The organism is Streptomyces sp. NPDC023157 (genome assembly GCF_055560575.1).
Genome location: NZ_JBVHIL010000001.1, coordinates 1197242 through 1219243, shown reverse-complemented (window position 1 = coordinate 1219243; position 22002 = coordinate 1197242). Strand labels below are relative to the sequence as shown.

Sequence of the window (22002 nt, the reverse complement as noted above, 5' to 3'; positions counted from 1 at the left end):
GGGTGGCCGCCCTCTCGTTTGCCCTTCAGAAGGCGTTGCAGGCGCTTACGGGCGCCCGCGAACGACCTAGACGAGCGCGCTGCCCGGCAGCTCGACCTTGGCGCCGAGCTCGACCAGCTTCTCCATGAAGTTCTCGTAGCCGCGGTTGATCAGCTCGATGCCGTGCACCCGCGAGGTGCCCTGGGCGGCGAGGGCCGCGATCAGGTACGAGAAGCCGCCGCGCAGGTCGGGGATGACCAGGTCGGCGCCCTGCAGCTTGGTCGGGCCGCTGACGACCGCCGAGTGCAGGAAGTTGCGCTGGCCGAAGCGGCAGTCCGAGCCGCCCAGGCACTCGCGGTACAGCTGGATGTGCGCGCCCATCTGGTTCAGCGCCGAGGTGAAGCCGAGCCGCGACTCGTACACCGTCTCGTGGACGATGGACAGGCCCGAGGCCTGGGTCAGGGCGACGACCAGCGGCTGCTGCCAGTCGGTCTGGAAACCGGGGTGGACGTCGGTCTCCAGGGCGATCGCGTTGAGCGAGCCGCCCGGGTGCCAGAAGCGGATGCCCTCGTCGTCGATCTCGAAGGCGCCGCCGACCTTCCGGTACGTGTTGAGGAAGGTCATCATCGAGCGCTGCTGCGCGCCGCGCACGTAGATGTCGCCCTCGGTCGCCAGCGCCGCCGACGCCCAGGAGGCCGCCTCCAGGCGGTCCGAGAGGGCGTGGTGGTTGTAGCCGCCCAGCTTGTCGACACCGGTGATCCGGATGGTCCGGTCGGTGTCCATGGCGATGATCGCGCCCATCTTCTGCAGCACGCAGATGAGGTCCTCGATCTCCGGCTCCACGGCCGCGTTGGACAGCTCGGTGACGCCCTCCGCGAGGACCGCGGTCAGCAGCACCTGCTCGGTCGCGCCGACCGAGGGGTAGGGCAGGGCGATCTTGGTGCCGCGCAGCCGCTGCGGGGCCTCCAGGTACTGGCCGTCCGCCCGCTTCTCGATGGTCGCGCCGAACTTGCGGAGCACGTCGAAGTGGAAGTCGATCGGCCGGCCGCCGATGTCGCAGCCGCCCAGGCCCGGGATGAAGGCGTGGCCGAGGCGGTGCAGCAGCGGGCCGCAGAAGAGGATCGGGATCCGCGAGGAACCGGCGTGCGCGTCGATGTCGGCCACGTTGGCGGACTCCACGTGCGTCGGGTCCATGATCAGCTCACCCGGCTCCTCGCCGGGGCGGACCGTCACACCGTGCAGCTGGAGCAGTCCGCGGACCACGCGGACGTCACGGATGTCGGGCACGTTGCGCAGTCGGCTCGGCTCGCTGCCGAGCAGGGCGGCGACCATCGCCTTGGGCACGAGGTTCTTCGCGCCACGGACGCGGATCTCGCCCTCCAGCGGGGTGCCACCATGGACAAGCAGTACGTCATGGCTGTCTGTGCCGGTCATGAATCTCGCGTTCCGGGTCGTCGGTCGGGTGGCCAGAGAAAAGGGTAAGGGGCCATGGGACCCCAGGTGTGTGGCTGAGGGGGCCCCGCGAATGTAATGAATTCGGCACAACACCCTCCGTCCCCGTGATCTTGCGGAGTGTTACCGTCCGCTTGGTCCGGCGGCGGCCCGGTCGGGCCTCCCGCGGGCCCGGCTGACCTGCGGTGCCGCCCGCCTGCCCCGGATCGCCCCGGACAACCCCCCGGAACGCCGAAGATGCGAGATCATGTGTCGCATGACCGAGGTGTCCTCGCTCACAGGACGGCTGCTCGTGGCCACCCCCGCGCTGGCGGATCCGAACTTCGACCGCGCGGTGGTCCTGCTGCTCGACCACGACGACGAGGGTTCCCTCGGCGTGGTCCTCAACCGGCCCACCCCGATCACGGTCGGAGACATCCTCGCACCCTGGGCCGCGCTGGCCGGCGAGCCGGGCGTCGTCTTCCAGGGCGGCCCGGTCTCCCTCGACGCGGCCCTCGGCATCGCGGTGATCCCCGGCGACGAGGGCCCGCTCGGCTGGCGGCGGGTGTACGGGGCGATCGGCCTGGTCGACCTGGAGACCCCGCCCGAGCTGCTCGGCCCGGCCATCGGCGCCCTGCGGATCTTCGCCGGTTACGCGGGCTGGGGCCCCGGCCAGCTGGAGACCGAGCTCGGCGACGGCGCCTGGTACGTGGTGGAGTCCGAACCCGGCGACGTCTCCTCGCCGCGCCCCGAGACCCTCTGGCGCCAGGTCCTGCGCCGCCAGCGCGGCGAGCTCGCGATGGTGGCGACGTATCCGGACGATCCGTCGCTGAACTGAGGTCGCCCGGAGGGCGCTCGGCCCGGGGGTCTTCTTTCAGTACCCTTGGATCCCATGAGCACTCTCGAGCCCGAGCGCGGGGCAGGTACGGGAACCCTCGTGGAGCCGACGCCGCAGGTGTCCCACGGTGACGGCGACCACGAGCGCTACGCGCACTACGTCCAGAAGGACAAGATCATGGCGAGTGCCCTCGACGGCACTCCCGTGGTGGCACTGTGCGGCAAGGTCTGGGTACCGGGGCGCGACCCCAAGAAGTACCCGGTCTGCCCGATGTGCAAGGAGATCTACGAGTCCATGGGCTCCGGCGGGGACAAGGACAAGGACAAGGGCGGCAAGGACAAGTAGTCCGGACCGCCGGCAGTCGGGGACGGCCCCCGGCGCGCGCACCTCGGTGCGCGCGCCGGGGGCCGTTCGCGTTGCGCAGGGTGCTTCGGGTGGTCACAGAGTGGTGGAGACCTCTTGTCGTGGTCTGGGTCCGCCCCTAACCTCACGCCTGTTGTGCAGTGTTGTGCAGTGCGAAACGTCCGTTGCATATGGTGCAACGAGTGTGTGGAGGGGACCACCGTGAAGACTCCTGCCCGAATCGCCGTACCCATCGCTCTCCTGGCCCTGGCCGCCTGCGCCCCGCAGACCTCGGGCGGCGCGGCGGGCACCGACGACCAGAGCGGCACCCTGCGCGTCTGGCTCTTCCAGGAAGTCGCCAACAAGCCCAAGGAACAGGTCGTCGACCAGGCCGTCGCCGCCTTCGAGAAGCGCCACAAGGGCGCCAGGGTCGAGGTCGAGTACATCCCCGTCGAAAGCCGCGCCCAGCGCGTCAAGGCCGCCTTCAACGACCCCAAGTCCGCGCCCGACCTCATCGAGTACGGCAACACCGACACCGCCGGCTACGTGAAGGACGGCGGACTCGCCGACATCACCGCCGAGTTCGGCGCCTGGGACGAGGCCAAGGACACCGACCCCACCGCCAGGTCCTCCGTCACCGTCGGCGGAAAGGTCTACGGCGCCCCGCTCTTCGTCGGCGTCCGCGCGCTCTACTACCGGACCGACGTCTTCACGGGACTCGGCCTGAGCGCCCCCAAGACCCAGGCCGAACTCATCGCCACCGCCAAGAAGATCCGCAAGGCCCGGCCCGAGCTCTACGGCATGGCCGTCGGCGGCGCCTACACCTACGGCGCCATGCCCTTCATCTGGGCCAACGGCGGCGAACTCGCCACCGGCACCGGCACCTCGGGCGACCCGTACAAGTCCGCCGTCAACAGCGAGGCCGCCCGCAAGGGCATCGCCTCCTACGCCTCCCTCTTCGGCGACGACAACTGCCCCGCCGCCAAGTGCGCCCAGATGGGCGGCAACGCCACCGTCACCGCCTTCGCCTCCGGCAAGGCCGCCATGGCCATCGGCGGCGACTTCAGCCACGCCGCCGTCGAGGCCGGCACCGTCAAGGGCAAGTACGCCGTCGTCCCGCTGCCCGGCACCACCCCCGGCTCGATCGCCCCCGCCTTCGCCGGCGGCAACAACATCGGCGTCCTCAAGAGCACCTCCCACCGCACCCTCGCCGTCGACCTCATGAAGTCGCTCACCGGCAAGGAGACCCAGAGCCGCCTCTTCGACGCCATGGGCTTCCTGCCCACGTACACCGACGTCCGGCAGCAGGCGGCGGCCAGGGAACCCTTCGTGAAGCCCTTCATCGACTCCCTCGGCGCCGGCGCCAAGTTCGTCCCCGCCTCGGCGGGCTGGGGCCAGATCGACGCCTCCCTGGTGCTCCCCACCCTGTTCCAGGAGGTCGTCAGCGGGCGGAAGGACATCGACGCCGCCTCCGACGACGCCGCGAAGAAGATGGACGCGGCCTTCGCGGCGGCGGGCTGAGGGCCGGGACCCGCACCATGACCACGGCACCCCGCACCGAGGAAGCCGCGCCCGCGCCCGACCGCGCCGGCGTGCGGCTTCCCGGACCCCGCGCCCCGCGCACGCCCCGGCGGAACCCCCGCCGCCACGGCTCCGCCTGGACCCCCTGGCTCTATCTGCTCCCCGCACTCGTCGTCCTCGGCGGGCTGCTCGTCTACCCGATCTACCAGCTCGGCCTGATCTCCTTCCTGGAGTACACCCAGGCCCAGGTCAGCGGCGGCGAACCCACCACATTCCAGGGCCTCGGCAACTACGGCACGCTCTTCTCCGACCCCCAGTTCCGGCAGGTCCTGCTCGCCACCGTCCTGTTCGCCGCCGCCTGCGTCGTCGCCACCCTCGCCGTCGGCTGCGCCCTCGCCGTCCTGCTCACCCGGATCCGCGCCCTGCCCCGGCTCGCCCTGATGCTGGCCGCGCTCGGCGCCTGGGCCACCCCCGCCGTCACCGGCTCCACCGTCTGGGTCTTCCTCTTCGACCCCGACTACGGGCCCGTCAACCGGGTCCTCGGACTCGGCGACCTCTCCTGGACCTACGGGCGGTACAGCGCCTTCGCCCTCGTGCTCTTCGAGGTCGTCTGGTGCTCGTTCCCCTTCGTGATGGTCACCGTCTACGCCGGCATCAAGGCCATCCCGTCCGAGGTCCTGGAGGCCGCCGCCCTCGACGGCGCCTCGCAGTGGCGCATCTGGCGCTCCGTCACGGCGCCGATGCTGCGGCCCATCCTCGTCGTCGTCACGATCCAGTCGATCATCTGGGACTTCAAGGTCTTCACCCAGATCTACGTGATGACGGGCGGCGGCGGCATCGCCGGGCAGAACCTCGTCCTCAACGTGTACGCCTACCAGAAGGCCTTCGCCTCCTCCCAGTACAGCCTGGGCTCCGCCATCGGCGTGGTCATGCTGCTCATCCTGCTGACCGTGACCCTGGTCTACCTGCGCCTGCTGCGCCGACAGGGGGAAGAACTGTGAGTGCCTCCGGGTTCCGTATCCGTTTCCGTCCCGGTGTCCGTACGGGCGTACGTACGGGTGGACGCACCGGGTTCCGCGTCCGCCGGCCCGGGCGGCTCGCCGCCGAGGCCGCCGCGCTGCTGGTCGCCGCCGCCGTGGCCTTCCCGCTGTACTGGATGGTCCTGTCCGCCTTCAAGCCGGCGGGCGAGATCCAGTCCACCGCCCCCCGGCCGTGGACGCTCTCCCCGTCCCTGGACTCCTTCCGGCGCGTCTTCGAACAACAGGAGTTCGGGCGCTACTTCCTCAACTCGCTGATCGTCGCCGGCACGGTCGTGCTCGCCTCCGCCGTCATCGCCTTCCTCGCGGCGACCGCCGTCACCCGGTTCCGGTTCCGCTTCCGCACCACCCTGCTGATCATGTTCCTGGTCGCGCAGATGGTCCCGATCGAGGCGCTGACGATCCCGCTGTTCTTCCTCATGCGGGACTTCGGGCAGCTCAACACCCTGGGCTCGCTGATCCTGCCGCACCTCGCCTTCTCGCTGCCGTTCGCGATCTGGATGCTCCGCGGCTTCGTCAAGGCCGTGCCCCAGGCGCTGGAGGAGCAGGCGATGATCGACGGAGCGAGCCGCACCCGCTTCCTGTGGCAGATCCTGTTCCCGCTGGTCTTCCCCGGGCTCGTCGCCACGAGCGTCTTCTCGTTCATCTCGACCTGGAACGACTTCCTCTTCGCGAAGTCCTTCCTCATCAGCGACACCTCGCAGTCGACCCTCCCGATGGCGCTGCTCGTCTTCTTCAAGCCCGACGAGAACGACTGGGGAGGGATCATGGCCGGGTCGACCGTGATGACCCTCCCGGTGCTCGTCTTCTTCGTACTCGTACAGCGCCGCCTGGTCTCGGGACTGGGCGGGGCGGTGAAGGACTAGGGACCGACGCGATGACCGACGAGAACCTGACCGACGAGAACCTGACGAACGAGGGCCGGGGGCGCGCCCACGAGCTCGTTCCCGCGCCGGTGACGGTGCTGGAGCGGGAGGTGACCGGCACCGGCGGTGGCTTCGTCCTGGGCCCGGCGACCGTCCTGGACGCCGGACCCGGCACCGAGGGCGCCGCCCGGTGGCTGCGCGCCACGGTCGGGGCGGCGACCGGCCTTGACCTCGCGCCGGGCACGCTGGGAACTCCGAGCAGGCCGGGAACTCCGGGCACGCCCGGCGCGGGGGCAGGGGAGGGTGACGGCGGGACCGTCCGCCTCCGGATCGACCCCGACGCCGTCGGCGACCTGGGCCCCGAGGGCTACCGCCTGACGGTGGACGCGGACGGCGTCTCCGTGCGCGGCGGGTCGGCCGCCGGGGTGTTCTGGGGGCTCCAGACGCTCCGCCAGCTCCTCGGCCCCGACGCGCACCGCAGGGCGCCCCTCGACCGCACCCGGCGCTGGACCGTGCCCGGCACCGACATCGCCGACGGCCCGCGCTTCGCCTGGCGCGGCCTGATGCTCGACGTCGCCCGCCACTTCATGCCGAAGGACGACGTGCTGCGGCAGCTGGACCTGATGGCCGCCCACAAGCTGAACGTCCTCCACCTGCACCTCACCGACGACCAGGGCTGGCGCATCGAGATCAAGCGGCACCCGCGCCTCACCGAGACGGGCTCCTGGCGGGCCCGCAGCAAGTGGGGCCACCGGGCCTCGCCGCTGTGGAACGAGACCCCGCACGGCGGCTTCTACACCCAGGACGACCTCCGCGAGATCGTCGCCTACGCCGCCGCCCGGCATATCTCGGTCGTCCCCGAGATCGACGTGCCCGGCCACTCGCAGGCCGCCATCGCCGCGTACCCGGAACTGGGCAACACCGACGTCATCGACACCACCACCCTCTCCGTCTGGGACACCTGGGGAGTCAGTCCGAACGTACTCGCCCCCACTGACAACGTCCTGCGCTTCTACGAGGGCGTCTTCGAGGAGCTGCTCGACCTCTTCCCGGCCGACGTCTCGCCGTTCGTGCACATCGGCGGCGACGAGTGCCCCAAGGACCAGTGGAAGGCCTCGGCCACCGCGCAGGGCCGCATCAAGGAGCTCGGCGTCGGCGACGAGGACGGCCTCCAGTCCTGGTTCGTCCGCCACTTCGACCGCTGGCTCGCCGACCGCGGCCGCCGCCTCATCGGCTGGGACGAGATCCTGGAGGGCGGCCTCGCCTCCGGCGCGGCCGTCTCCTCCTGGCGCGGCTACGCGGGCGGGATCACCGCCGCCGAGACCGGCCACGACGTGGTGATGTGCCCCGAGCAGCAGGTGTACCTGGACCACCGTCAGGCGCCGGGCGAGGACGAGCCGATGCCCATCGGGTACGTACGGACCCTGGCGGACGTCTACCGCTTCGAGCCCGTCCCGCCGGGCCTCGCCCCCGAGGCCGCCGCCCACATCCTGGGAACCCAGGCCAACGTGTGGACCGAGGTGATGGAGAACCGGGCCCGCGTCGACTACCAGACCTACCCGCGCCTCGCCGCCTTCGCCGAGGTCGCCTGGTCCCGCCTGCCCGCCCCCGAGGCGCGCGATCACGCCGACTTCGAGCGCCGGATGGGCGCCCACTACCGGCGCCTCGACGCCCTCGGCGTGGACTACCGCCCGCCCGCCGGACCGCACCCCTGGCAGCGCCGCCCCGGCGTCCAGGGCCGCCCCATCGAGGGGGCACCCCCGAACGTGTGAGGCACCTATCCCCTCGACGTCACCCAAGAGCGGCAAAACGGAAGTTACCGTCGCTCAGGGAGGTCCCCGCACGTCCTGGACGGAACCGTCCTTCGCGGACCCTCGCGACGTACGGCTCGGAAGATGTGCCAGAGTTGCCACGTCCAGGCTGTGAGCACGTACGGTACGGCCACACAGGCGTGACGGCCGGGAACGGCCGGGGACCACCGGGACACCGGGAAGGGGCAGCGGGTTGACCACGCACGCACCACAGACGGCATCACGGGCGGCGCGCTCCGTGACGCTGCCCGTCTCGCTGGACGAGGCCGTGGCGGCGCTCACCGCCATGCCGGCCGCCGTCCCCGTGGCCGGCGGCACCGATCTGATGGCCGCCGTCAACCGCGGCCGGCTGCGCCCCGCGGGCCTGGTCGGACTCAGCCGCATCAACGAGATCCGCGGCTGGCAGTACCAGGACGGCCACGCCCTGCTCGGCGCCGGCCTCACCCACGCCCGGATGGGCCGCCCCGACTTCGCGGCCCTCATCCCCGCCCTGGCCGCCGCCTCGCGCGTCGCGGGCCCGCCCCAGATCCGTAACGCCGGCACGCTCGGCGGCAACATCGTGACCGCGGCGCCCACCGGCGACTCGCTGCCGGTGCTGGCCGCCCTGGAGGCCGAGCTGGTCGTCGTCGGCCCGCTCGGCAGCCGCGAGCTGCCCGTCAGTCACCTGCTGGCCGGCCGGGACCTGCTGGCCCCCGGCGAGCTGGTCGCCTTCGTGCGCGTACCGCTGCTGCACGCCCCCCAGGTCTTCCTGAAGGCCACCGGCCGCACCGGCCCGGCCCGCGCCAACGCCTCCGTCGCCGTCGTCCTCGACCCGGCGCGCCGCGGGGTGCGCTGCGCGGTCGGCGCCGTCGCGCCGATGCCGCTGCGCCCGCTGGAGGCGGAGCAGTGGATCGCCTCGCTGGTGGACTGGGACGGGGAGCGGGGCCTGGCCCCGGAGGCGCTGGCGGCGTTCGGCGACTACGTGGCCGCCGCGTGCATCCCGGACCCGCAGGGCGACGAGCAGTTGCCCCCGGCCGTACTGCATCTGCGGCGCACCGTCGCCGCGCTGGCCCGACGGGCACTGGGGAGGGCGCTGTCGTGAGCGACGAGACACCGGAGAACCGCGGTACGGGCGGCTGGCAGCCGATCCCGCAGAGCGAGGGGTACGACGGCGACGCCACGGCCTTCGTGCAGCTGCCGCCCGAGTTCATGCTGGAGGGCGTCCCGCTGGAGGCGCCGGGCCACGGCTACGTACCGCCGATGATCACCCCGCTGGTACCACTGGCGGCGACGGACCCGGCGGCCACGGGGACGTGGATGGCGCAGACGCCGGAGGAGCCCGCGCGGGAGGAGCCGCGGGCCCCGCACGCCCCGCACGCCTCGCAGTACCCCCAGGCCCCGCACGTGCCGCACGCCTCGCAGTTCCCGCAGGCCCCGCAGGCTTCGCAGGTCCCGCCGGTCGCGCAGGACTTCCGGGAGTTCCGGGAGCTCCAGGACTACCCGCAGGAGCAGACGGCGTCGTGGACGATCCCGACGATCGAGGACGGTCCGGACGTCCTGGACGACTCGGGCGAGTACACGGCGGCACGGCTCGCGCGGTACGCGACCGGCGCACCGGCCACGCTGCCCGGCGGCGCGGCGGCGCCGTGGGCGGTGGAGGAGCAGGCGGCCGGCGAGGCGCAGCCCGGGGCGCCGGTCGAGGCGCCTGAGGCGCCGGCTGGGGTGTCGGCTGAGCCGGGACTCGTATCGGAGCCGGTACGGGAGCAGGCGCCGGAGCAGCCCCTGGAGCAGGCTCCGGAGCAGGTCGTGGAACCGGCACCGGAACAGGCCCCGGAACAGGCCTCGGAACAGGCCCTGGAACATGCTCCGGAACAGGCTCCGGACACCCTCGCCCCTGCCCCCGCCCCCGCCCCGCCGCCCGTCGACATGTCGACCGACAGCGACGAGCACCCCACCACCTCGTACACGCTCCGCGTCAACGGCGCCGACCGCCCGGTCACGGACTCGTGGATCGGCGAGTCACTGCTGTACGTGCTGCGTGAGCGCCTCGGCCTCGCCGGGGCGAAGGACGGCTGCTCGCAGGGCGAGTGCGGCGCGTGCAACGTGCAGGTGGACGGGCGTCTGGTCGCGTCCTGCCTGGTGCCGGCGGCCACGGCCGCGGGGTGCGAGGTGCGGACGGTCGAGGGCCTGGCCGTGGACGGGGAGCCGTCCGACGTGCAGCGGGCGCTCGCGAAGTGCGGGGTGCAGTGCGGCTTCTGCATCCCGGGCATGGCGATGACCGTGCACGACCTGCTCGAGGGCAACCACGCCCCGAACGAGCTGGAGACCCGGCAGGCGCTCTGCGGCAACCTGTGCCGCTGCTCGGGCTACCGCGGGGTGCTCGACGCCGTACGGGAGGTCGTCAGCGGCCGTGAGGCGGCGGCCGAGGCGGAGGCGGGCGAGGAGGCCCGCATCCCGCACCAGATTCCCCACGCGTTCGACGGAGGCACGGCGTGAGCAGCGAAACGACCACGGAGCCGGCGGGCCCCGGGCCCGGCATCGGCATCGGCGTCTCGCTCCCGCAGGCCGACGCGCGGGCGAAGACCGAGGGCACCTTCCCGTACGCCTCCGACCTGTGGGCCGAGGGCCTGCTGTGGGCGGCGATCCTGCGCTCGCCGCACCCGCACGCCCGGATCGTGTCGATCGACACGACGGCCGCGGCCGAGATGCCCGGGGTCCGGGCGGTGGTGACCCACGCCGACGTGCCGGGCGCGGTCACGTACGGCCGCACGGTGGCCGACCGGCCGGTGTTCGCCGCCGAACTCGTACGGCACCACGGCGAGGCGATCGCCGCGGTGGCCGCAGACCACCCGGACACGGCCCGGCTCGCGGCCGCGGCCATCGCGGTCGAGTACGAGGTCCTGGAGCCGGTCACGGACCCGGAGAAGGCGTTCGCGGCGCCGCCGCTGCACCCCGACGGCAACCTGATCCGGCACATCCCGCTCAGCTTCGGCGAGCAGGAGGCGACCGGCGAGATCGTCGTCGAGGGCCTGTACCGGATCGGCCGGCAGGACACCGCGCCGATCGGCGCCGAGGCCGCGCTCGCCGTGCCGCGCCCCGACGGGGGCGTCGAGCTGTACACCGCCTCGACCGACCCGCACACCGACCGCGACCTGGCCGCCGCCTGCTTCGGGCTGCCGCCGGAGCAGGTCAAGCTGGTCGTGACGGGCGTCCCGGGCGCCACCGGCGACCGCGAGGACCCCGGCTTCCAGATCCCGCTGGGCCTGCTCGCCCTGCGCACCGGCTGCCCGGTCAAGCTCACCGCGACCCGCGAGGAGTCCTTCCTCGGCCACGCCCACCGCCACCCCACCCTGCTGCGCTACCGCCACCACGCGGACGCGGACGGCCGGCTGGTGAAGGTGGAGGCGCAGATCCTGCTGGACGCGGGCGCCTACGCCGACTCGTCGTCCGAGTCGCTGGCGGCGGCCGTGTCGTTCGCCTGCGGCCCGTACGTCGTGCCGCACGCCTTCGTCGAGGGCTGGGCGGTGCGCACCAACAACCCGCCGTCGGGCCATGTGCGGGGCGAGGGCGCCATGCAGGTGTGCGCGGCGTACGAGGCGCAGATGGACAAGCTGGCGGCGCGGGTCGGCGTCGACGGCGCGGAGATCCGGATGCGCAACGTGCTGGCCACGGGCGACATCCTGCCCACCGGCCAGACCGTCACCTGCCCGGCCCCGGTGGCCGAACTCCTCTCCGCCGTACGCGACTTCCCCCTCCCGCCCCTCCCCATGGACTCCCCGGAGGAGGACTGGCTGCTGCCCGGCGGCCCGGACGGCGCGGGGGAGCCCGGCGCGGTACGGCGGGGCGTCGGCTACGCGCTCGGCATGGTGCACATGCTGGGCGCGGAGGGCACGGACGAGGTCTCGACGGCCACGGTCCGGGTCCACGACGGGGTGGCCACCGTCATCTGCGCGGCCGTGGACACGGGCTCCGGCTTCACGACCCTGGCCCGCCAGATCGTCCAGGAGACCCTGGGCATCGACGAGGTCCACGTGGCCCCCGTCGACACCGACCAGCCCCCGGCGGGCCCCGCGACCCACGGCCGCCACACCTGGGTCTCGGGCGGCGCGGTCGAACGCGCCGCCAAGATGGTCCGCACCCAGCTCCTCCAGCCCCTGGCGCACAAGTTCGGCATGTCGACCGAACTGCTCCAGATCACCGACGGCAAGATCACCTCGTACGACGGCGTGCTGTCCACCACGGTCACCGAGGCCATGGACGGCAAGGAACTCTGGGCCACCGCCCAGTGCCGCCCCCACCCCACCGAACCCCTCGACGAGGCGGGCCAGGGCGACGCCTTCGTCGGCCTCGCCTTCTGCGCGATCCGCGCGGTCGTGGACGTCGACGTGGAGATCGGTACGGTCCGGGTGGTCGAGATGGCCGTCGCCCAGGACGTCGGCCGCATCCTCAACCCCGCCCAGCTGGCCACCCGTATCGAGGCCGGCATCACCCAGGGCGTCGGCGCGGCCCTCACCGAGAACCTCCGCACCTCCCGCGGCCTGGTCCGCCACCCCGACCTGACCGGCTACCCCCTCCCGACCTCGCTCGACGCCCCCGACATTCGCATCGTGAAACTCGTCGAGGAACGCGACGTCGTAGCCCCCTTCGGCGCCAAACCCGCCAGCGCCGTCCCGGTCGTCACCTCCCCGGCAGCAGTGGCCTCAGCAGTCCGCGCAGCCACCGGACGCCCCGTCAACCGCCTGCCGATCAGGCCGCAGGCGGCGGTCGTCGTACCCAATTCGTAACCATGTGAGCCGCGTTGCTTGTGCAACCCGGAGGTGCGCTCTGTCCGTCGTCTTGACTACCATGAACTCCTGACTTGTCGAACGGGGAGGCGCTATGGCGGAGGCGACGGACAGCGGGGGAGCCGTGAACACGGCACTCTCCCTGATGCCCCTGATGGGCGGCGTCGGTGCGGTGGCCGGGGCGGCCGCCAGTTTGGCCGTCGAGGTCAACGAGCTGGCACACCTGAAGGACCGCGTGGACGCCCTGCTCACGGGCTTCGAGGGGTCGAACGCGGGCCCGGGAAAGATCGGCGAGGACTGGCTGGAAGAGGCCACCCTGGCGGGCCCCGGCTTCCACGAGGCGGGCTTCCTCTTCTCCAGCTTCGACGTCGTCCGGGCCGAACTGCTCAAGTTCTCCAAGGTGCTGGGGCTCCAGATGGAGAGCATGAAGATCGCGATCGACCTCTCCAAGAGCGGGTACGAGAACATCGACGACGACATCCGCAGGCGGATGCGGGCGCTCAACACGCAGATCACCGACCTGCAGGACACCGGCGAGAAGAAGAACGCCCAGCACACCGTGAGCGGCGCCTCCGCGGAGACCCCGCGGACCGACGCGCCCGCGGGCGGCGGCGACGCGCAGGGCGACTATCAGTGAACCACTGGACGGAAACGGGGGAAGAGTCGCATGGGTAAGGGGCCCAAAACGCCGGAAGCGAAGTCGACGTCGCTGGAAGGCATGTCGAACGAGCAGCTGCTGGCGATGCTGACTCCCATCCAGCACGCTCGCGCCGAGGCCCTCTCGGGCAAGCTCAAGGGCGCGGCGGACGAGATCACCAAGATCGCCGAGTACCTGCGCGCCCGCGCCACCGGCGGTCTCAGCTGGAAGGGCATGGCGGCGGAGTCGTTCGTCGAGTGGACCGCCGCCACGGCGAGCGCCACGTTCTACCTCGCCAACTACACCCAGCTGGCCGGCGAGTGCCTGGCGGAGTCCGCCCAGGCCATGGCCCAGGCCAAGAGCGGAGTCGAGGAGCTGGCGAAGACGAGCGCCTCGGCGAAGACGGACTACACGACCGCCCAGCGCACCCTGAACGCGGCCCGTCACGACCCCGGCGCCGGCAAGACCGAGGTCAAGACGGCGACCGACGACATGAACGCGGCGGCGAGCGCACGGGAGAAGGCCCGCATCGAGGCGCTGATGAAGCTGCGCTCGCTGGGGCAGACGTACACGTTCACCGGCCAGCGGGTGAACGCGGCGACGCGGCCGGAGTTCCCGCCGCCGGCGGGGTATCTGGGCGACAAGTGGAAGGCGCCGGAAAGCCACATCCAGGTACCGGGCCGCACGTCCCGGACCAGCACGTCCTCCACGACCGGGACCACGCAGAACCGGCAGATCAGTGGCCGTACGGAAGGCTCCACCGAACGCGCTGTCGTGCACACCACGGACGGGGGAACGACTGACCCCGGCGGCACGGTCCGCCCCGGTCCCACACACGTCGTGCCCGAGGTTCCCGTCGACCTGGGGATCGACTCCGTGACGACTCCCCCCGACACACGGCCCGCTCCCACCACGCCGCCGGGTCCGGGCCTGGTGAAGCCCGAGACGCCGACCTACCCGGGTGGCACTCAGACGACCCCGCCTCCGTTCATCACCGGCCCCGGTGGGCCGGGGCAGCTGCCGACCGGCGGCGGAACGGTGAAGGGCGGCGGGTCCGGTCTGCGCCCGGGCCCCTTCGGCCCCGGCGGAACGGCCTCGGCGCGCCCGCCGCGCGAGACCGGCATCGTCGGTGGGCGGCAAGTGACGCCGACGAACGGGCGGCCCGCGACGGGCATCCCGCGCAGCACGGTGATCGGCAACGAGCAGGTCCACGGCCGCGGCGGAACGGGCGGCGCCATGGGCCCGCACGCCGGTGGCGGTGGCGGTGGCGGTGGCACCGCGGCCGGTCGCCGGCTGGCCATGGAGCAGGGCGGTGTGGTCGGCGGCAGGGCCCAGAAGACCGGCCAGGCCGGCTCCCGCCCGTTCACCCCTGGCGGCACCGGGCTTGTACGCGGTGGTCAGGCAGGCTCCGGGACCGGACCGGCCACGGGACGCGGCGCCGGGATGCACGGTGCCGGCGCTCGTACGGGCGACGACCGTCACGAAGAGCGCGGTGGCGAGCGTCCCGACTACCTCGTCGAGGACGAGGAGACCTGGCAGCAGGGCAAGCGCCCGATCGTCCCCCCGGTCGTCGACTGACCCCGTAGGCAGAAGGGCACGGAGAAACAGATGCGAACCAGCAGTGGACGGGCCATGGGGTCCGGCTCCCTGACGGCGGCCGTGACGGCCCTGACACTGCTGGGCATCGGTGCGACGCCGGCCCACGCCGAGTCCGTACGTGACCAGCAATGGCACCTGAAGGCCATGGGCGCGGACAAGATGTGGAAGGTCAGCGAAGGCGAGGGCGTCGTCGTCGCCGTCATCGACTCCGGCGTCGACGACACCATCGCCGACCTCCGGGGACAGGTCCTTCCCGGCAAGGACTACTCCCGTCTCTCGGGCGACGAGAACAACGACGTCGACAACCACGGCACCGGGATGGCGAGCCTGATCGCCGCGACCGGAGCACGCGGCAGCGTCGAAGGGTCGTTCGGGCTCGCACCCAAAGCCAAGATCCTTCCGATCCGGCTCGTCTACAACCAGGAGCGGTTGTACGAGAAGGACCGCGTGGACCCCTTCTCGGCGGGGATGGCGAAGGCCATTCGGTTCGCCGCCGACTCCGAGGCCAAGGTCATCAACATCTCCGTCGGCTCCAGCACGGACCGCATCGGACCCGAACTGGAACAGGCCGTCCGGTACGCGCTCTCCAAGAACAAGCTGATCTTCGCGGCCGTCGGCAACAGCGCCGACGCGGACAACAAGGCCGAGTACCCCGCGGCGACGCCCGGCGTGGTCGGCGTGGGCGGCCTCGACAAGAAGGCCGCCTGGTGGGACAAGTCCCAGACCGGCCCTCAGGTCGATCTCGCCGCCCCGGCCGAGAACCTGGTGAACGCCTGCTCCAAGGGCACAGAGCTCTGCTCCGGCAGCGGTACCAGTGGCGCCACCGCCCTCGCCTCCGCCTCCGCCGCCCTGATCTGGTCCAAGCACCCCGACTGGACCAACAACCAGGTCCTGCGCGTCATGCTCAACACCGCTGGCAAGCCGAAGAGCGGCAAGGAGCGCACCGACTACCTCGGTTACGGCACCATCCGCCCCCTCCGAGCGCTGACCACCCCCGGCGACCCCGGCCCCGCCGACGTCTACCCGCTGCCCGACCTCGCCGCCGCCGAAGCATCCGCGGCGCCGTCCGCCTCGGCGAGCCCCTCCGCCGCTCCCGCGCCGTCGAAGGCCGGCAGCACCCCGCCGCCCGCCGCCGCCCCGTCCGAGGGCGGCGGCAACACCGGCCTGTGGATCGCGCTTGGTGTCGGTGCGGCTGTCCTGGTCGGCGGAGCGGTGACGGCCGTCGCCCTCCGTTCCCGCCGGCGCGGCGCCGTGCCGCCCATGCCGCCGACGGCTCCCGCCGCGCCGCCGTACGCGCCGTACGGGGGCCCGCAGGGCGACGCGTACCCGCAGCACCAGCCGCCCGGTCCTGGTCAGCTCGGCTGACTGGGCCGCTCTCGGGTACCAGCAGTGGCGGCGCCGTGAAGCGTGCGCCGCTGAGGGGTGGGAGCGAGGGCAGACTCGTTCCCCTTCCTTTCCCTTCCTTCCCTCGGTTGGGGTGCGTCGCGAGTGGCGTGGAATCGGTGCTGTTTGCCCTTGCGGTTGCGTACTCCGGCTAGGCATTCGATAGCTTTCCCGCAGTTGCAGAGCGCCAGTCGCACGGTTTCGAATGCTGCGCCGACACACGCATGTGCGAATCGCGTGCGTCTCGCGTGTTCGCGGACTCGGGGAGAAGGATGTCGTTCGACGAAGAGTGGCTGTCCGCGCGGCAACAAGCAGCGGCCGACGTGTCCATGCGCCTGAACGGGGTGGATGACGGGAACGGCGGGCGAGGCGGCCCCGGAACGCGGCTACATGTGGATGCCGATGTCCTTGACGGCCGAGCCAAAGCAGCGGACAAGGTGCTGCGCAGCTTCGTCGAAGCGGATGACAAGGCGGCGAAGGAAACCGGTCAAGTTGGTGCGGGACTGAAGGGCTTCAGGTCCGCGGGCGCGTTCGGCACGTTTCAGAAGCGCTGGGAGTCCCAGATGCGGTACGTGCGGGGCTTGCTGAGCGAACAGGTCGCTGGTGCCCTGCGTGGCGCCGCCTCCGACTTCCGGACCGAGGAAGCCGCGCGAGCGGCCGCCGTGAAGCGGGTGGGTGCCGGCAGCGGAGACGCGTCGTCCAAGTCCTCGGCCGAGGGGTGAATGGTGTGGCGCTGACGTACGAGCAGGTCAAGCGAGCCGATCTCACGCCGCTCTCGGAGGCTGTCACTCAGTGGAGGAATTTGCCTGAGGCGTTCTCGGAGATCCAGCGAACCTTCGGTTCGACAGTGACGAGTCATCTGCGTGACTCGGACTGGGCGGGTGAAGCGGCCCGGGCTGCCTTTGGCACCTTTTCCGTGGTGGAGCGGGAGATGTACAGCGCGACTGAAGAGGCTCGCGACATCCACTCGCTGCTGAGCAACGCGCACGCCCGGTTCAGCGCCGCGCAGAAGCGCGTTCGAGATGTCGAGTCCGCAGTGACGGGTGACCGCTACTTGAGGATCACGGCCGAGGGTGCCGTCCATTTGGTCGTCCCACCTGAAGACGCGGATCGGTCTGCGGTGCTGCAGAAGTCGTACAACGAGACGATCCACTCCTACAACGATGCGGTGAAGCAGGCGTTGGCCGATGCGGAAGAAGCCGACGTGGCCCTTCATTTCGCTCTCTCGCAGGACCGTAACGGGCGGGAGCGAGGGTTCGACTCGGACACGGCCAACAGCCTGGACACGGCGATGAAGCAGCGCCGGGAGGCGGCCAAGGACGCGGACGCCGCCACAGAGCTCGCCCTGGCGGCCATCGGGGGCAAAGATCTGACCTCGGCGCAGCTCCGTGACCTCAACCGCCTCATGGGCGCCCATGAAGGCGATCCGTACTTCTCCGAAAGATTCGCGGTTGCCCTCGGACCCAGAGGAACCGTCAACTTCTGGCAGGCCGTTGCCGACAGGCGGAACCCTGACGGCAAGACCGCCGAGGCTCTGGCCGAGTTGCAGAAAACGCTGGGCCACACTCTTGCCACGGCCACGCATGTGGACAGTGCCGCGATGGAGGGCTGGAAGAGCGGCATGGTGGGGATCGGACCGGAGCGCATCAAGGACATCGACTACCGTGCCGGCATCCAGACGGAGGGCCCGTACTCGTTCCAGGTCATGAGTGCGTTGCTTCGATACGGCGAATACGACACGGAATTCCTCAACGACTACGGAAAGGAGCTGCTCGCCTTCGAGCAGGGCCACAAGGGGAAGGCCGGCGATCTCTGGCGCCCTGACGGGGCCGCGTATCGACTGAACTACGGAGGCGCCGACTTCGGCCAGGATCCCGTGGCCGGCTACATGGAAGCCCTGGCGCACAACCCTGAGGCGGCAAAGGCCCTCTTCCACTCCGAGGTCTGGGCCGAGTCGGACGCCGGGGACAGGTCGGAAAGCCAGTTGGATCCCGATCTCAAGTATCTGCTCACCGAACGTCAGTGGCCCATTGATGTCGTCCCAGGGCAGGACCGTGATCTCGGTGCGGGATACGACGAATTGGGACATGCCTTGGAGGCTGCCACCCTGGGCGTGACGTACGACGACCCCTCCTCCGTGGTGCACAGGGACGCGTCCGGCGCCAACGTCATGGAGCAGGTCCTGCACACCGTTTCCGCGGACACCGACTTCGTGAAGGATCGACCCGGTGTCGGGGCGAGCCTCGCCCGCATGGGGGCGGGGTATATCGACGACCTGAACTGGGCGCTCGCGGGGGAGGGGCTGGCCACCGGATCGGCAAGTCGCCACGATGTCTTTCAGCACGAAGGGGCCGATCACGCCTCGACGGACGTGTGGCAGGCGCGGAAATTCCTCCGGATCGTCGGCCAGTACGACGGGAACTATCAGGTGCTGTCCACGGCACAGCAGGTTTTCACGGACAGTGCGATGGTCGCCTACCCGGACGACGTGGAGAAGGTGCGGATGGCGGCGAACACGGGCGCCCAGTCGTTCGGGATCCTCACCGAGGGGCGGCTCACCGATATCAACGAGTCCTACAAGGAAGCCGAGGACAAGGCCAACCTGGAGTACGCCAAGAGCGCGGCGTGGAAGGAGTTCGGCCTGAGCTCGGCCCTGAGCGTGGGTGCCGGAGTCGCGGTGACTCCTTTCCTCGGCCCAGCGGCCGGAGTCGCGGCGGCGACCGCGGTGCCGATGCTCGTGGACACGGGGAGCGCAGCCTTGGAGACCTACTGGGGTAACGGGTTCAGTGATGACGCCCTCAAGAACGAGGCGGACTTCTCGGCGAAAGCAAGCCTCGATGCCGAAGGGTTCGAGGAACTGAGCAAACGCCGGTCGCAGGCCTCGTTGCTGAACTACATGGAGCTGCACGACGTTCCATTGGAACGGCGTACGACGTACATGCAGGAAGTGCTCAACGCTTACGACCGGGGTGCCAACTCGAGCGACCGAACGGATGGCATCAAGTAGATGAGCCGACGTGTGAGGGCAGGCGGCCTTCTCGTGGGCGTCTTGTTGGTCGCTGGATGTGGCGGCCCGGCGGACGATGCCAGCAAGGCGGACGACGGTCGGCCGGCTGCTGAGGTGTGCGGCGGGTTCACGGACGCGGGAGCACGGGCCCTCGGGAACGGCTCGGGTGCCGAGCGGTTCGTGGAGGAGCGTGGCGTCGACCTGGCGTCGCTGAGCGGTGATCCGACGCTGTGGTCCCATCCCCAGGATGTCTGTGTCATCCGGCCCGTGGGCAAGGCCGGCGAAGTCAGCGGACCGTGGTATTTCACCGTGGAGCGCGTGCCCAAGGGGCCGGACGACATCGGCAAGGCGTCCGGGGTCCACACCGTGCCGTTGGGGCTCGGTGCCTCCCGGTCCTCGGCGGGGGGCGCGGACATCTACTTCCGTTGCGGGGAGATCGGCATCGTGCGGGCCGCGCTCGAACTGGCCCCCGTCCCGCGATCGGACGCCGCTGACGCCTATGTGACGGCACTCCAGGACGTCACTCACCGGGCGACCGTGGCGTGGGGCTGTGCCGACGACGCGAGGGTGCCTCAACCCGTGCGGAAATGATCCGGGCAGCGCTGCAAGGCCAACCCGTTCAGAACGTAGGCAGAGCCGCCACCTTGCCCTTGCTGATCAGGAAGACGCGGTTGGCCTTGGCCGTCATGGCCCAGGGGCCCGTGTTGTCGCGTTCGTAGGTCCAGACGCGTTTGCCCTCCGGGAGGGAGATGCCCGAGACGCCGGAGTCGCCGTTGGCGCTTTCCACGGTCCAGACGCAGTCGCCCTGGACCACGGGGGGCTGCGGGTCGGGGAAGTCGCCGTTCAGGTCGGCGTACCAGAAGTCGGGGGTGGTGCCGTCCTTGGCGTAGCGGCGGACGGCGCGGCCCTGGGTGGCGGTGACGCCGTTGGCGTCGACCGCCGGCGGGCCCCAGGTGCGCCCGGGGCTCGGGTCGACGGACCAGAGGTGCTTGCCGGTGGCGAGGGTGACGGCGGTCAGGGTGCGGCCGCCCAGGTAGACCGTGCCGTCGTCGACGGCGGGCCGCAGGGACTCCGAGGACTGGCCGCGGATCTGCCAGGCTTGGCGGCCCGTCGCCTGGGCGTACGCGGTGACGGTGCCGTCCGAGCCGGAGACGACCAGGTGGTCGGTGTCGGCGGCGGCCCACGGGCCCTTGGTGTCCGTGGCGCGTTCCGTGGACGCGATCGTCCAGCGGATCGTGCGGCCGGCGACGTCCACGGCCCGCAGGGCGCCCTTCGTGGTGAGGACGTAGACGGTGTCGGGGGTCGCGGCCAGGAGGAGGGCCGCTTCCGCCGACGGGAGGGTCCAGTTCTGTCTGCTTGTCGACGCGTTGTGGACGAGGAGGTGGCCTTCGGGGTTCGTCGCTACGAACTCGGTCAGGGTCAGGGGGAGTTGGCGGGCCGTCTTTGAGATGTTCGGCAGTGTCCATTTCGTCGTGCCGTCCACCACCTTCAGCGCCGTCAGGCCGCCGTTCCGGTCCGGGAAGACCACCACGTCGCGCAGGGCCACCGGCGGGGCGAGCGGGCCCGTCGCCGCCACGTCGACCGGGCCCCACAGGGGCGTCGGGCGGATGCCCGCGTTCGCCTGGTCCAGGAGCGGGGCCTCCGGAGCGTCGCCCTCGGGCGGCAGGGCGTTCTCCCCGCGGCTGCCGAGCCACCACGCCGTGCCTCCGCCGCCGGCCAGCAGGACGGCGCCGCCCCCGCCCCACGCCGCGAGCACACGGCGCCTGCTCGGGGCGGGCGTGCTGCCCGCCACGACGGTCGCGGCCGCCGCCTTGGACTGGCGCCGGACCTCGGTCTCCCTGCGCTTCACCTCCTCGTGCAGCGCACCCCGCCGCCAGACGTCTCGGACCTTCCGCCGGTCCGGTACGAAGGCCTGCGCCACCTGCTCCGGCGTCGGCCGCAGCTCGGGTTCGCGGGCCAGGCACGGCGCGATCAGCTGGTGCAGCGCGGGCGGCAGGGCGCCCAGGTCCGGCTGCTCGTGCACCACCGCGTACTGCACGGCCGCCACATGCGGCCCGTCGTACGCCCGCCGCCCCGTCGCCGCGTACACGAGCACCGCGCCCAGCGAGAACACGTCCGCCGCCCCGGTCACCCGCCGCCCGAGGACCTGCTCGGGCGCCCCGTAGCCGGGCGTGACCGGGATCTGGCCGGTCGTCGTCAGCGTGAGGCCGTGCTCGGGGCGGGCGATGCCGAAGTCGATGACCCGAGGGCCGTCGGACGTCAGCACGATGTTCGGCGGCTTGATGTCGCGGTGGATCAGTCCGGCGGCGTGGATGTCCCGCAGCGTCTCGCCCAGCGCCGCCGCCAGCGCCCGTACCGTCGGCTCGTCGAACGGGCCGTACCGCGCCACCGCCTCGTCCAGCGTCGGCCCGGCCAGGAACTCCGTCGCGATCCACGGGCGCCCGCCGTCCATCTGCGCGTCGAGCACCCGCGCCACCCCGCCGCTCCTGACCGCCTGCGCCGTGTGCGCCTCGCGGACGAAACGCTGGGCCAGGTGCTGGTCGTGGGCGAGTTCGGGGCGCAGCACCTTCACCGCGGCGGGGCGGCCGTCGGCCCCCGCCGCCAGGTACACCTTGCCCATGCCGCCCTCGCCCAGCACACCGAGCAGCCGGTACGGGCCGAGGCGCAGCGGGTCGCCGAAGCCTAGGGGGTTCATCGGGGCGTCACGTCCTGTCCAGGGAGGGAAGGGGGAAGGGGAGGGGGAAGGGCGGGGGAGGGGCGGGGGAGGGGAGGGGGCGGCTCAGCTGGG

The 22002-nt window shown here is 71.6% G+C and carries 17 protein-coding genes; 15 read left to right on the top strand and 2 right to left on the bottom strand.

All coding sequences use genetic code 11. The features are described from left to right. Nucleotides 1-66: 66 nt before the first annotated feature. Nucleotides 67-1413 (bottom strand): UDP-N-acetylglucosamine 1-carboxyvinyltransferase, encoded by a 1347-nt coding sequence (murA, locus tag ACZ3ZE_RS05540; RefSeq protein ID WP_046911450.1) that lies wholly within the window; start codon nucleotides 1411-1413, stop codon nucleotides 67-69. Nucleotides 1414-1687: 274 nt separating this feature from the next. Here murA and ACZ3ZE_RS05535 point away from each other — a divergent pair, with 274 nt between their 5' ends. The 15 genes from ACZ3ZE_RS05535 to ACZ3ZE_RS05465 all read left to right on the top strand — a co-directional run bounded on the left by ACZ3ZE_RS05535 (nucleotide 1688) and on the right by ACZ3ZE_RS05465 (nucleotide 19805). After that, nucleotides 1688-2248 (top strand): YqgE/AlgH family protein, encoded by a 561-nt coding sequence (locus tag ACZ3ZE_RS05535; protein ID WP_361179585.1) that lies wholly within the window; start codon nucleotides 1688-1690, stop codon nucleotides 2246-2248. 54 nt (nucleotides 2249-2302) lie between these two features. Beyond that, nucleotides 2303-2593, top strand: coding sequence for a DUF3039 domain-containing protein (locus ACZ3ZE_RS05530; RefSeq protein WP_361179587.1), 291 nt, complete (start codon nucleotides 2303-2305; stop codon nucleotides 2591-2593). A 219-nt stretch (nucleotides 2594-2812) separates the two neighbouring features. Next, a complete protein-coding gene (locus ACZ3ZE_RS05525; protein ID WP_361162676.1) occupies nucleotides 2813-4111 on the top strand; it encodes an extracellular solute-binding protein in 1299 nt (432 codons plus the stop codon). 17 nt (nucleotides 4112-4128) lie between these two features. After that, nucleotides 4129-5112, top strand: a complete 984-nt coding sequence (locus ACZ3ZE_RS05520; RefSeq protein ID WP_467257457.1) for a carbohydrate ABC transporter permease — start codon at nucleotides 4129-4131, stop codon at nucleotides 5110-5112. 17 nt (nucleotides 5113-5129) lie between these two features. Then, nucleotides 5130-6014, top strand: coding sequence for a carbohydrate ABC transporter permease (locus ACZ3ZE_RS05515; protein WP_363293378.1), 885 nt, complete (start codon nucleotides 5130-5132; stop codon nucleotides 6012-6014). A gap of 11 nt (nucleotides 6015-6025) precedes the next feature. Continuing rightward, on the top strand, nucleotides 6026-7786 hold the full coding sequence (locus ACZ3ZE_RS05510; protein ID WP_467257454.1) for a beta-N-acetylhexosaminidase: 1761 nt from the start codon (nucleotides 6026-6028) through the stop codon (nucleotides 7784-7786). Nucleotides 7787-8018: 232 nt separating this feature from the next. Then, nucleotides 8019-8906, top strand: a complete 888-nt coding sequence (locus ACZ3ZE_RS05505) for an FAD binding domain-containing protein (protein ID WP_361162678.1) — start codon at nucleotides 8019-8021, stop codon at nucleotides 8904-8906. Beyond that, nucleotides 8903-10300, top strand: coding sequence for a (2Fe-2S)-binding protein (locus ACZ3ZE_RS05500; protein WP_467257451.1), 1398 nt, complete (start codon nucleotides 8903-8905; stop codon nucleotides 10298-10300). Before ACZ3ZE_RS05505 ends, ACZ3ZE_RS05500 begins: the two co-directional genes overlap by 4 nt. Further along, entirely contained in the window at nucleotides 10297-12588 is a 2292-nt protein-coding gene (locus tag ACZ3ZE_RS05495) for a xanthine dehydrogenase family protein molybdopterin-binding subunit (RefSeq protein WP_361162682.1), read from the top strand. The genes ACZ3ZE_RS05500 and ACZ3ZE_RS05495 overlap by 4 nt, the downstream gene beginning before the upstream one ends. Nucleotides 12589-12682: 94 nt before the next feature. After that, a complete protein-coding gene (locus tag ACZ3ZE_RS05490) occupies nucleotides 12683-13225 on the top strand; it encodes a hypothetical protein (protein ID WP_361162684.1) in 543 nt (180 codons plus the stop codon). A gap of 81 nt (nucleotides 13226-13306) precedes the next feature. Next, entirely contained in the window at nucleotides 13307-14803 is a 1497-nt protein-coding gene (locus tag ACZ3ZE_RS05485) for a hypothetical protein (RefSeq protein ID WP_361162686.1), read from the top strand. A 30-nt stretch (nucleotides 14804-14833) separates the two neighbouring features. Then, nucleotides 14834-16189 carry a type VII secretion-associated serine protease mycosin gene (mycP, locus tag ACZ3ZE_RS05480; protein WP_467257448.1) on the top strand — a complete coding sequence of 452 codons (1356 nt, stop codon included), beginning with the start codon at nucleotides 14834-14836 and terminating at the stop codon, nucleotides 16187-16189. Nucleotides 16190-16479: 290 nt separating this feature from the next. Next, nucleotides 16480-16929, top strand: coding sequence for a hypothetical protein (locus ACZ3ZE_RS05475; protein WP_361162689.1), 450 nt, complete (start codon nucleotides 16480-16482; stop codon nucleotides 16927-16929). A 5-nt stretch (nucleotides 16930-16934) separates the two neighbouring features. Beyond that, on the top strand, nucleotides 16935-19214 hold the full coding sequence (locus ACZ3ZE_RS05470) for a hypothetical protein (protein WP_361162691.1): 2280 nt from the start codon (nucleotides 16935-16937) through the stop codon (nucleotides 19212-19214). Beyond that, nucleotides 19215-19805 (top strand): hypothetical protein, encoded by a 591-nt coding sequence (locus ACZ3ZE_RS05465; protein ID WP_361162693.1) that lies wholly within the window; start codon nucleotides 19215-19217, stop codon nucleotides 19803-19805. It abuts the gene before it with no gap. A 28-nt stretch (nucleotides 19806-19833) separates the two neighbouring features. On the opposite strand, the gene ACZ3ZE_RS05460 is transcribed toward ACZ3ZE_RS05465, so the two are convergent. Then, entirely contained in the window at nucleotides 19834-21909 is a 2076-nt protein-coding gene (locus ACZ3ZE_RS05460; protein WP_467257445.1) for a protein kinase domain-containing protein, read from the bottom strand. Between the last annotated feature and the right edge of the window lie 93 nt (nucleotides 21910-22002).

What these genes read in the sequence shown, in the direction of transcription:
- mycP (WP_467257448.1), top strand. Translation starts at nt 14,834, where the DNA reads ATGCGAACCAGCAGTGGACGGGCCATGGGGTCCGGCTCCCTGACGGCG.
- ACZ3ZE_RS05535 (WP_361179585.1), top strand. Translation starts at nt 1,688, where the DNA reads ATGACCGAGGTGTCCTCGCTCACAGGACGGCTGCTCGTGGCCACCCCC.
- ACZ3ZE_RS05530 (WP_361179587.1), top strand. Translation starts at nt 2,303, where the DNA reads ATGAGCACTCTCGAGCCCGAGCGCGGGGCAGGTACGGGAACCCTCGTG.
- ACZ3ZE_RS05465 (WP_361162693.1), top strand. Translation starts at nt 19,215, where the DNA reads ATGAGCCGACGTGTGAGGGCAGGCGGCCTTCTCGTGGGCGTCTTGTTG.
- ACZ3ZE_RS05520 (WP_467257457.1), top strand. Translation starts at nt 4,129, where the DNA reads ATGACCACGGCACCCCGCACCGAGGAAGCCGCGCCCGCGCCCGACCGC.
- ACZ3ZE_RS05460 (WP_467257445.1), bottom strand. Translation starts at nt 21,909, where the DNA reads ATGAACCCCCTAGGCTTCGGCGACCCGCTGCGCCTCGGCCCGTACCGG.
- ACZ3ZE_RS05485 (WP_361162686.1), top strand. Translation starts at nt 13,307, where the DNA reads ATGTCGAACGAGCAGCTGCTGGCGATGCTGACTCCCATCCAGCACGCT.
- murA (WP_046911450.1), bottom strand. Translation starts at nt 1,413, where the DNA reads ATGACCGGCACAGACAGCCATGACGTACTGCTTGTCCATGGTGGCACC.
- ACZ3ZE_RS05490 (WP_361162684.1), top strand. Translation starts at nt 12,683, where the DNA reads ATGGCGGAGGCGACGGACAGCGGGGGAGCCGTGAACACGGCACTCTCC.
- ACZ3ZE_RS05475 (WP_361162689.1), top strand. Translation starts at nt 16,480, where the DNA reads ATGTCGTTCGACGAAGAGTGGCTGTCCGCGCGGCAACAAGCAGCGGCC.
- ACZ3ZE_RS05510 (WP_467257454.1), top strand. Translation starts at nt 6,026, where the DNA reads ATGACCGACGAGAACCTGACCGACGAGAACCTGACGAACGAGGGCCGG.